Annotated in this window: 8 protein-coding genes; 4 read left to right on the forward strand and 4 right to left on the reverse strand. The window is 55.5% G+C overall.

The window, feature by feature from the left end:
- Nucleotides 1–157: 157 nt before the first annotated feature.
- The 3 genes from QZ279_RS00145 to deoC form a co-directional block, all read right to left on the reverse strand.
- Nucleotides 158–1,336, reverse strand: a complete 1,179-nt coding sequence (locus tag QZ279_RS00145) for an acetyl-CoA C-acyltransferase family protein (protein ID WP_293446751.1) — start codon at nucleotides 1,334–1,336, stop codon at nucleotides 158–160.
- Nucleotides 1,337–1,454: 118 nt separating this feature from the next.
- Nucleotides 1,455–3,782, reverse strand: coding sequence for an aldehyde dehydrogenase family protein (locus QZ279_RS00150; protein ID WP_293446752.1), 2,328 nt, complete (start codon nucleotides 3,780–3,782; stop codon nucleotides 1,455–1,457).
- A 10-nt stretch (nucleotides 3,783–3,792) separates the two neighbouring features.
- Nucleotides 3,793–4,782, reverse strand: coding sequence for a deoxyribose-phosphate aldolase (gene deoC, locus QZ279_RS00155; RefSeq protein WP_293446753.1), 990 nt, complete (start codon nucleotides 4,780–4,782; stop codon nucleotides 3,793–3,795).
- A gap of 254 nt (nucleotides 4,783–5,036) precedes the next feature.
- Here deoC and QZ279_RS00160 point away from each other — a divergent pair, with 254 nt between their 5' ends.
- Genes QZ279_RS00160 through QZ279_RS00175 form a run of 4 tightly spaced genes read left to right on the forward strand, consistent with a single transcriptional unit; the run spans nucleotide 5,037 to nucleotide 8,878 of the window.
- Nucleotides 5,037–5,936 carry a zinc ABC transporter substrate-binding protein gene (locus QZ279_RS00160; protein ID WP_293446783.1) on the forward strand — a complete coding sequence of 300 codons (900 nt, stop codon included), beginning with the start codon at nucleotides 5,037–5,039 and terminating at the stop codon, nucleotides 5,934–5,936.
- Between the two features lie 42 nt (nucleotides 5,937–5,978).
- The gene (locus QZ279_RS00165; RefSeq protein ID WP_293446784.1) at nucleotides 5,979–6,743 is read left to right on the forward strand and encodes a metal ABC transporter ATP-binding protein; all 765 of its coding nucleotides are present in this window, start codon (nucleotides 5,979–5,981) and stop codon (nucleotides 6,741–6,743) included.
- A gap of 3 nt (nucleotides 6,744–6,746) precedes the next feature.
- Nucleotides 6,747–7,952, forward strand: a complete 1,206-nt coding sequence (locus QZ279_RS00170) for a metal ABC transporter permease (protein WP_293446754.1) — start codon at nucleotides 6,747–6,749, stop codon at nucleotides 7,950–7,952.
- Nucleotides 7,949–8,878 carry a metal ABC transporter permease gene (locus QZ279_RS00175; protein ID WP_293446755.1) on the forward strand — a complete coding sequence of 310 codons (930 nt, stop codon included), beginning with the start codon at nucleotides 7,949–7,951 and terminating at the stop codon, nucleotides 8,876–8,878. The genes QZ279_RS00170 and QZ279_RS00175 overlap by 4 nt, the downstream gene beginning before the upstream one ends.
- Nucleotide 8,879: 1 nt before the next feature.
- Here QZ279_RS00175 and QZ279_RS00180 read toward each other — a convergent pair.
- Nucleotides 8,880–10,700, reverse strand: a 1,821-nt coding sequence (locus QZ279_RS00180; protein WP_293446756.1) for a cation:proton antiporter, incomplete at its 5' end; no start/stop codon positions are given.

The following is a 10,700-nucleotide window of genomic DNA, read 5'->3' on the forward strand; positions in this document are numbered from 1 at the left end:
GATCCCCGACTGTCTTCCTCTCTGCCATCGCTCTCGATGCAACCGTCATCTTTTGATTATGAGTCCTGACCCTAGAAGAAGGCTTTGTTCAGCTGTCGGTCATCGACAAAGATGGCCGCGCAGCACGCGCGACCATTCGGCTTGATTAGGGTCTGTTTTAAAGACGCTCAATCGCGAACGCGATGCCTTGACCTCCACCAATACACATAGTGATCAACGCGCGTTTGCCGTTGATGCGCTCAAGTTCGTAAAGTGCTTTGACGGTGATCAAGGCACCCGTCGCTCCAACCGGATGACCAAGCGCAATCGCACCACCATTCGGGTTCACGATTGCAGGATCAAACCCAAGACCTTTGTTCACGGCAAGCGCTTGTGCGGCGAAGGCCTCGTTGCTTTCGATCACGTCAAAATCAGTAGCAGTCAGGCCCGTCTTCGCGAATAAGTTTTCAACGGCTGGAACGGGACCAATTCCCATGACCTCTGGACGCACACCTGCATGGGCATAACCTAGGATACGCGCGCGCGGCTTTAGGCCCGCTTTCTCAGCGGCACTGGCGCGTGCAAGCACAATCGCAGCGGCACCATCGTTGATGCCAGACGCGCTGCCTGCGGTGACCGTACCATCTTTTTGGAAAACGGTGCGCAATCCTGCGAGGGCGTCCTCGGACGTGGCCTTAGGATGTTCGTCTACGGTGAAATCAACCAAGTCGCGTTTCACTTTGATTTGGACGGGTGTGATCTGGCTTTCGAAATAACCTTTCGCAATCGCATTCGCTGCGCGCGTTTGGCTGGCCATCGCGAAGGCATCTTGCTGCGCCCGCGTGATGTCATGTTCCGCGGCCACGTTTTCAGCTGTGACACCCATGTGACCCGTTCCAAACGGACAGTTCAGAGCGCCTAGCATCATATCCAGCGACCGCGTGTCGCCCATCTTTGCGCCCCAGCGTTGGTCAGGCAGAATGAACGGCGACCGCGACATGTTTTCAGCACCGCCTGCTAGCGCGAAATCAGCATCGCCCAGCATCAAGGATTGTACCGCAGACACAATGGCCTGCGCGCCGGATCCGCACAGACGGTTCACGTTCATCGCGGGGGTTGTGTCGGGAATACCAGCATCAATCGCTGCAACGCGGGACAGGTACATATCGCGGGGCTCGGTGTTGATGACATGACCGAATACCACATGACCTATCTGTGCGCCGTCTACCCCGGAGCGTTCCAGAGCTGCCTTTGATGCAATCGTTGCCAGTTCGATTGGCGTGGTTTTTGCCAACGCGCCACCAAAGGTTCCGATTGCGGTGCGTGCGCCGTCTAGAATGACGATATCGTCTGACATAGGTGTTCTCCTAAGATGATATTTGCGCACAGTATGCGGACGATTGACGATGATGTCAGCCGAAACGGAACGTCATGTCCAAAATGCTCTTTAGGCCATCGGAAGGGCGCGGCGCGCGTTACTCGCCGTAGGGCACCCAGACCGTTTTTGTTTCGCTGGAGGCACTTAGAAATTCACGGGGCGCGGCCACATTGCTGTGCTGGTTGTTGACCCATGTGCGTTTCAAATTGCCCGCTGAATTATACTCGATCACTGCCGAAATATCGCTTGAGGAAAAGCTCCAAATGGCATCGATATCGTTATGTGCGGCCATGTGCGGTGCCAGTTCTGAATGGGTGCCCGTGAGGATATTCACGACACCCGCAGGCACATCAGAGGTTTCTAGCACTTGGATCAGATCTGTTGCGGCCAGCGGGTAGGGTTCACTTGCCACCAGCACACACCGATTGCCCATTGCCATGGAAGACCCCATCGCGTGGATCAGCCCAATCAGCGGCGTGTCATCTGCACAAATTGCGCCAATTACGCCAACGGGTTCGTTCATCGCCAGCGCAATTCCTTTGATCGGAACGCCGCGTGCGGAACCGTCCCATTTGTCAGCCCACGCAGCGTAGGTGAAGAGCGCGTTCAGGCTGTCTTGGACTTCGGCCTTGCCCGTGCGCTTACCCGTCATTGCATCGATACGTTTGGCGAATTCATCGGCGCGTACAGATAGATTTTCAGCTATATAGTAAAGTATTTGTGCGCGAAGATGACCCGTTGTCTTAGACCAGCTTTTCGCACTTTGAGCGGCCTCAACCGCGTTGCGGATGTCTTTACGGCTTGCCAAAGAAACGTCGCCTAGTTTCGCACCTTGTTTGGAGAATATGCCTTGGGAATAGCCGCTATCAGGACGTGCCTGTTTGCCCCCAATATAAAGTTTGGCTGTGCGATCAATTGGATCACCGCTGGCATCACTGCCAGTGAACGCTTCGACTTTGGCCAATGCTTTGCGTTTTGCTTTGGGCTTGGTGTAGGCGCCAAGACCTTCCCAGCCACCTTCGCGTCCAAACCCGCTTTCGCGCACACCGCCAAAGGGGGCGGCGGCATCAAAAAGGTTCGTCGCGTTTACCCAGACCACGCCAGCAATCAGTTGCGGTGCGATACCAAGGGCAAGGTTCACGTTTTCGCTCCACACGGTCGCGGCCAATCCGTAGCGTGTGTTATTGGCAAGTTGAACGGCCTCAGTTGGTGTGCGGAAGGTGGTCGCGCAAAGAACGGGACCAAAGATTTCTTCCTGCATCAGGGTCGCGGAAGGGGTCAGGCCAGTGATCAAAGTGGGCGGGTAGAAACAGCCACCCTCAGGCATGTCGCACTTTGCTTGATACATGTGCCCTTCTGTATTGGCGTCAACCATGCGCGCGATCTGTTCCAGCTGAATAGGGTCTACAATCGCGCCAACGTCGATACATTTATCCAGCGGGTTGCCAATGCGCAGACCGTCCATGCGAGCGCGGAGTTTGGTGTAGAATCGCTCAGACACGCTTTCCTGAACTAGCAGGCGCGACCCCGCACAACAGACCTGCCCTTGGTTAAACCAGATCGCATCTACAAGGCCTTCGACGGCGCTATCTAGATCGGCATCATCGAACACGATGTAGGGGGACTTGCCGCCCAGTTCCAAGGTCAAGGCTTTACCAGAACCAGCCGTCGCTTCGCGAATGCGACGCCCAACGGACGTGGATCCCGTAAAGGCGATCTTATCCACGTTTGAATTGACGATCATTTCACCAACAGCGCCATCGCCTGTGACGATGTTGACGACACCTTTGGGCAGGCCTGCTTGGCGACAAATATCAGCGAACAAAAGCGCGGTCAGGGATGTGTATTCCGCTGGCTTCAGAACAACCGTGTTGCCCATCGCAAGGGCCGGCGCGACTTTCCACGACAGCATCAGCAGTGGGAAGTTCCACGGGATGATTTGCCCACACACACCCAATGCCTCGCGGTCGGGTAGTTCGTCGTCCATCAGCTGCGCCATACCAGCGTGATAGTAGAAATGGCGATGCACCAGCGGGATATCGATGTCGCGGCTTTCGCGGATCGGCTTACCATTGTCGAGCGTTTCTAAAACGGCAAACAGACGGGAATGTTTCTGCACCAAACGCGCGATTGCATAGAGGTAGCGCGCACGACCTGCGCCGCCAAGTTTCGCCCATTTAAACTGCGCCTTGCGCGCGGCGGTAACAGCACTATCCACATCGCTTTGCGTGGCTTGGGACAGGTTGGCCAAGACTTCGCCATTTGCAGGGTTGTTGCTGGTGAAATCGTCTGTGGGCGCAGTAAATTCGCCGTCAATAAAGTGGCCAAATTCATCGCCTTGATCCACAAGCCATGCCAACGCATCAGCTGCGCTTTCGGGTGCGGGGCCGTAGTCCATTTTGTCCAAACGCTCGGAAATGCTCATGGGTTTCTCCTTAGGCCAGCGCGTGGCGGTAGCTGGCGGAATATGCGCCTGTGACGTGGTGTTCTAACTGGCGTTCAATGTCGTTCAAAAGGGATGACGCGCCAAAGCGGAACAGATCGGGTTGTAGCCAGCGATCGCCGAGTTCGTCCTTCATGAGGGCAAGATAGACGAGGGCATCCTTGGCCTTGGAAATGCCGCCAGCAGGTTTGTAGCCAACGCGATATCCTGTGCGTTCGTGGTAGTCACGGATTGCACGGATCATAACAAGGGACACAGGCAGGGTCGCGTTAACGCTTTCCTTACCCGTGGACGTCTTGATGAAGTCAGCGCCAGCCATCATGCAAATCAGCGAGGCCCGCGCGACATTGCGCAATGTACCCAGTTCGCCCGTTGCAAGGATCGCTTTGACATGCGCATCCCCGCACGCCGCACGAAACGCACGCATTTCATTGTAAAGCGCTTGCCAACCGCCCGCCAGAACGTGGCGACGCGAAATGACGATGTCTATCTCTGCAGCGCCTGCTTTTACGCTTTCCTCAATTTCTGCGACCCGCAGATGGAAAGGGGACAGGCCAGCGGGGAAACCCGTGGACACGGCAGCAACTGGAATGCCAGATCCTTCGAGCGCATCAACGGCGGTCGCGATCATATCGTGGTAGACACAGATCGCACCAGTGTGCAGACCGCCGACGCCCAATGCCTCTGCGATATCAGGGCGCAAGGGTGCACGCGCTTTTGCACACAAGCGGCGCACGCGCTCCGCCGTGTCATCGCCTGACAGCGTGGTTAGGTCGATGCATTGCATTGCGCGGATTAGCCAAGCCGCTTGATATTCTTTCTTAACACTCCGTCGTCCAGGCAGCGTTTTTGCGCGTCGCTCAATCGCAGAGGTGTTGGCCTGCACAGAACGTACCCAGCTTAGCTCAAGATCCATCCCTGGATTACGTGGTTCGATCGTCTGGGGCAGATGTGCGGTGGTTTGGGCGGTTTGGGTCGACATTTGCGGGCTCTCCACAAGGGGGTGTTGCACGTATTCTGTCCCATGAGAGCGCAGCCTTGGCAAGCAATGGCTTTGCGTAAGCGGCATTAATTTGACCAAAAGGTCAGAAAATACGATTCTTATTGCGAATAAGTCGCAAGTGCATTGACTTTTGGCAAATGACTCTCATATTCCAAAGGCACACTGGAGAGTCCATGTCCCTTAATCGCCGTCATTTCTTTGCTCTTACTGCTGCCGCGCTTACTGTGCCGCGCATGGCTTTGGCGTCTGGTGCGCTTAAGGTCGTTGCGACCACGGGCATGATTGCTGGCACAGTCCGTCGCATTGGTGGCACACATGTTGATGTGAAGGCGCTGATGGGGCCGGGTCTTGATCCGCATGCATACCGTCAAACGCGCAGTGACATCACGGCGATGACCCGCGCGGATATGGTGCTTTGGCATGGACTCTATCTAGAGGCCCAGATGGAGGACTTCTTGGTCAAATTGGCCCGTCGTCGTATTTCTGTTCCGGTGGCGGATGCGATGCCACGTGACGTGCTCATTTCGCATGGTGATTACGATGGCCGCTTTGATCCCCATGTTTGGATGGTACCTGACCTTTGGATCCATGTTGCGCGTCGTGTTGCAGACGTCCTGAGCGAAGCGCGTCCTGATGCGGCGGATGAATTCGCGGCGAACCTTGTTCATTTTGAGACTGAATTGGCGCGTCTACAGTCTTACGGCGAAACGGCGATGGCCTCGGTTCCGAAAGAGAGCCGCGTTCTCTTAACCGCCCATGATGCATTTGGCTATTTCGGACGCGCGTTCGATATGGAAGTGATCGGCATCCAAGGTATTTCGACCGAAAGTGAAGCAGGTCTGAACCGTATTTCATCGCTTGTTGACACGCTTGCTGAGCGCAAGATTGGTGCGGCCTTTGTCGAAAGCTCTGTCTCTGATCGCAACATTCGCGCGCTGATCGAAGGGGCCGCTGCACAGGGTCACACGGTTTCTATTGGCGGCGAACTTTTCTCTGACGCGATGGGTGCGGATGGCACGTATGAGGCCACGTATATCGGCATGATTGATCACAACATCACAACCATTTCTCGTGCCCTTGGCGGCACCGTGCCGCAACGTGGCATGAGCGGAAAACTGACGGTAGGAAGTTAAGACATGACATCACTTGAACTGGCGACATCAGACGGAACACGCATGATCGAAACGCCTGCGGGTGCAGCTTTGGCGATTCGTGGAATGACCGTGAGCTACGGCCAAAAGCCTGCTGTGTTCTCTGTTGATATGACGGTTCCTGTTGGATCTATGACTGCAATCATCGGCCCAAATGGTGCGGGTAAATCGACGTTGCTCAAGGCCGCGCTGGGCGTGATCAAGCCGCTGGCAGGATCTGCGCAAGTTTTCGGCCAGCCCGTTGCACAGGCTCGTGCGCGGATTGCTTATGTGCCCCAACGTGCGAGCGTTGATTGGGATTTCCCGACACGTGTTTTGGATGTGGTTTTGATGGGGCTGTATCGTGAACTTGGCTTGCTTGGCCGCCTGCGCGGAACGCACAAGGCCAAAGCAATGGATTGCCTAAAGCGCGTCGGTATGCAGGATTTTGCGACACGTCAGATTGGCCAGCTGTCAGGTGGCCAGCAGCAGCGTGTCTTCCTTGCGCGTGCTTTGGCACAAGACGCTGATTTGTATTTGCTGGACGAGCCTTTCGCGGGTGTGGATGCTGCAACTGAAAAAGCGATCATCGACGTGCTGCAAGCCCTGCGCGCGGACGGCAAAACTGTCGTTGCTGTGCATCACGATCTCAGCACGGTCACCGACTATTTCGATCGCGTGTTCTTGATCAACACAACGCGCGTTGCCGAGGGCACGGTTGAAGAGGCGTTTACGCCCCAAACTCTGCAAGACGCCTACGGCGGTCGTCTGGCAACAGGCCAGCTTGGTCAAACAGCGCTTGGTGCATAAATTATGCTTTGGCATGCCCTGACATTGCAGCTTGGTTACAACGCCACGCTCGTGACCCTTGGCGCAATGCTTTTGGGCGTTGCTGCTGGCGTCACTGGTACATTCCTATTCTTACGCAAACGCGCGCTGGTCAGCGATGCGATTTCGCATGCGACGCTGCCGGGTGTGGGCATCGCATTCATCATCATGGTCGTGCTAGGCGGTGATGGGCGTAGCCTGATTGGTTTGATGCTGGGGTCTGCCGCGTCTGCGTGGATTGGCCTGCTGTGCATTGGTTTTCTGACACGCCGCACGCGCCTTGCAGAGGATGCTGCGATTGGTGCTGTCTTGTCTGTATTCTTCGGCATTGGCATAGTGTTTCTGACTTATATCCAAACGATGTCGGAGGGTCGCCAAGCGGGGCTTGAAGGGTTCTTGCTGGGGTCGACCGCGGGCATGTTGTATTCCGATGCTGTGATTATCGCGGTGGGTGGTGCGGCGGTCTTACTGGCTGTCATCGCGTTTCGTCGTCCCCTAAGCGCGATTGCATTTGATCCTGAATTTGCGGCCTCAAGTGGCCTCAACGTGCCGCGACTTGATCTGATTATGATGGGCTTGGTCATGGCTATTACGGTTGTTGGCCTGAAGATTGTTGGCTTGATCCTGATTGTTGCTTTGCTGATCATCCCCCCTGTCACCGCTCGCTTTTGGAGCGAACGGGTAACCGGTGTTCTGTGGGTTGCAGGTGTTGTGGGCGGTGTTGCTGGCTATGTTGGCGCAGCGCTGTCGGCGATTGCGCCAGCGCTACCGACGGGACCTGTGATCGTGCTGGTCCTGTTTGCGATGTTTGCTCTGTCGCTGCTGTTTGCACCCGCGCGTGGTGTTTTGGCAGCAGTGCTTAAGCACCTTTCGTTTCAAAAACGCGTTCATGTGCGGCAGGGTCTACTTGCGCTTGCGCAAGGCCAGCCGATCTATGAAAAACTTACCCTGCGGTTGCTACAACGCTCTGGCCTCGCGCGCGCCGATGGCGTTCCCACGCCCGACGGAAAAGCCCGTGCTGCAAAAGCATTGCGCGATGAACGGCGTTGGCAAATGGCAAGATCTCGCGAAGAATTCGCGTTGGCGGCCACTTTCTATGATGGACTGACAGAAATTGAAGGGGTGCTCACCAGCGATCAAATCAGCGAACTCGACCGTTTGATTGGCGCACCACAAGGTGTGCCAGTATGATGGGTGAGGAATTCGTTGCGCTGTCTTTAACGCCCATATTGATCGGTACGTTGGCCGCGATTGCTTGTGCGCTTCCTGGGAATTTTCTGTTGCTGCGGCGTCAGGCGTTGATTGGTGATGCGATCAGTCACGTGGTTTTGCCCGGCATCGTTGTCGCGTTCTTGATCACTGGCGTTGTGTCTGCCGTTCCCATGATGCTGGGCGCTGCCGGTGCAGCTGTGGTCGCGGTTGTGATGATCGAGGCGATCCGCCGCCTTGGCAAAATTGAACCGGGTGCCGCGATGGGAGTGACGTTTACGGCCATGTTTGCTGGGGGTGTTTTGCTGTTGGAACAGTCGGATACTAGCACTGTTCATCTAGATGTAGAGCATGCGTTGTTCGGCAATTTGGAAAGCTTGATTTGGCTTGATGCAACAGGATGGGCGTCGCTTTGGGACATGGAGGCACTTGCCTATTTGCCGGTTGAACTTCCCCGTTTGGGTGCGGTTCTATTCGTCGTGATCCTGTTCACTTGGATCTATTGGCGACCCCTGAAAATATCCACATTCGACGAAGGGTTCGCGCAAAGCGTGGGCATTCGTACCGGAGCTTTGGGGTTTGCGCTGGTCATTGTTGCAGCCCTTGCTGCCGTCGCTGCGTTTGATGCGGTGGGGTCTATCATCGTCATTGCAATGTTCATTTGCCCGCCTGCCGCTGCGCGTCTGATGACGAATTCGCTAAGCGTTCAAGTCGCGTGGAGCGTTCTATTCGCCACGTTATCGGCCGTCTTGGGATACGTGTTCGCAGGCTATGGCCGGCTGTGGTTCGGTGCAGAAAATTCAGTCAGTGCGGCGGGAATGATTGCAGCGGTGTCAGGTTTGATCCTAGCACTTACAGCTGTATTTGGCCCGCACAGGGCGCGTAGTGGCGCCCCTGCGGAAGGTTGATTTAAAGTTGCTCTTCGCCTTTCGAATTGCGTTGCAAGATCTGTGTCATTTGCTCTCTGACCTCGGCTTCGCGGCGTGGTGCGACTTCGCGAATTTTGGCCATGAAGGCTTCGCTCTCAAAGTGTGAGATATTGACGTCGTAGGTGTCGGCTACTTCGATCATGCCTGCGCGATCAGACTCGTCAAAGACATCAACCATATCGCTGGCCTTATCGTAGGGAACGCCAAGTGCCACGAAAGCAGATTTGACCATGCGCAGCGAGCTATCGTAAGTTTCACGGATGATATCACGGCAACCCGCAGCATAGAGTTCGTACACATGGTTGCGATCCGTCGCGCGCGCCATGATGTGCACGTTCGGATGGTTGGTGTGAATGTAGTGCACCATCTCTGTGATCTGTTCTTTGTTGTCGATCGCGATCAGTTTTGCGTCATGGATGCCGGCGGCGTGCAAAAGATCAGGGCGGCTGGCATCGCCAAAGTAGGCTTTCACACCGAAGCGCTCCAACATGTCGAGCTGTTTAAAGGAATAGTCGATGACAGTAGGCGTATGTCCTGACGCACGCAGAACGCGGGCCACCATGCCGCCGACGCGGCCGTGACCTGTGATGATGATGTTGGAGTCCGCCTCTATTTTATCTGCTTCGCGGGTTTCACCCGTCACATAGCGTGGCGCAATGAGGCGGTCGTAGATAATGAACAGGGCAGGGGTCAGCAGCATCGAAAGCGCGACGACCAAAAGTAGAATATCTGCGGTGCCTGAAGGGATGATGTTTCCTGCCACCGTGAAGGACAGCAGGACGAACCCAAATTCCTCCGCTTGCGCGAGGCCAAGTGCGAAGAGCCATTTGTCCGCCTCTTCTATTTTGAAGATGCGTGCGAGGACGAGGAGGACGCTAGCTTTGACGGCGATCAAGCCGAGGGTCATGCCAACGATGGATCCAAGGTTCGCAAAGAGGAGGGCGAAATTAATGCCTGCGCCAACGCTCATAAAGAACAATCCAAGCAGGAGGCCACGGAACGGATCAATATCGCTTTCAAGTTCGTGACGATATGCGCTGTTTGCCAGCACCACACCTGCAATGAAGGTACCAAGTGCAGGCGATAAGCCAACGAGGGACATCAACAATGCGATACCAATCACGATAAGAAGCGCACCAGCGACGAAAAGTTCACGTAGACCTGCGCCCGCAATAAATCGGAAGATGGGTGAGGTCAGGAAACTACCGCCAAGGATCACAGCGATCACCGCACCCACTGTCACCAGCATGGTCTGCCAACCGTTAAGACCGTCAACAAGGCTCATCGCGGGGCCATGATCGCCCTCGGACGCGTGGTCTGCAACGGCATGTGCGGCATCCCCCGCAACGCCCATGAGTTCAGGCATAGCAAGCAACGGAAGTAGTGCGAGCATTGGAATGACGGCGATGTCTTGGGTCAAAAGAACCGAAAAACTGGATTGCCCACCGTCCGATTTCATTAGGCCTTTTTCATTTAGCGTCTGCAAGACTATGGCCGTTGAGGACAGCGCCATGACCAGACCGATTGCCAATGCGATGGACCAAGGTTGGCCGAATGCCATGCATGCGCCCATTACGACCAGCGTGGTTAATCCGACCTGTCCGCCACCAAGCCCAAGCAGTTTAGCGCGCATGGCCCATAGCATCTTTGGTTCAAGCTCTAGGCCGACAAGAAACAGCATCATCACAACGCCAAATTCCGCGAAGTGCTGGATTGCGATCACGTCCACATGCAAGAGCGCAAGGATCGGACTGATGATGATGCCGGCAATCAAGTAGCCAAGGACCGATCCCAGACCAAG

Origin of the sequence: Planktotalea sp. (genome assembly GCF_018607965.1) — a bacterium.
GTDB lineage: Bacteria > Pseudomonadota > Alphaproteobacteria > Rhodobacterales > Rhodobacteraceae > Planktotalea.

Coding starts and splice junctions, on each gene's coding strand:
- QZ279_RS00145 (WP_293446751.1), bottom strand. CDS start 1,336: ATGTCAGACGATATCGTCATTCTAGACGGCGCACGCACCGCAATCGGA.
- QZ279_RS00150 (WP_293446752.1), bottom strand. CDS start 3,782: ATGAGCATTTCCGAGCGTTTGGACAAAATGGACTACGGCCCCGCACCC.
- deoC (WP_293446753.1), bottom strand. CDS start 4,782: ATGTCGACCCAAACCGCCCAAACCACCGCACATCTGCCCCAGACGATC.
- QZ279_RS00160 (WP_293446783.1), top strand. CDS start 5,037: ATGGCTTTGGCGTCTGGTGCGCTTAAGGTCGTTGCGACCACGGGCATG.
- QZ279_RS00165 (WP_293446784.1), top strand. CDS start 5,979: ATGATCGAAACGCCTGCGGGTGCAGCTTTGGCGATTCGTGGAATGACC.
- QZ279_RS00170 (WP_293446754.1), top strand. CDS start 6,747: ATGCTTTGGCATGCCCTGACATTGCAGCTTGGTTACAACGCCACGCTC.
- QZ279_RS00175 (WP_293446755.1), top strand. CDS start 7,949: ATGATGGGTGAGGAATTCGTTGCGCTGTCTTTAACGCCCATATTGATC.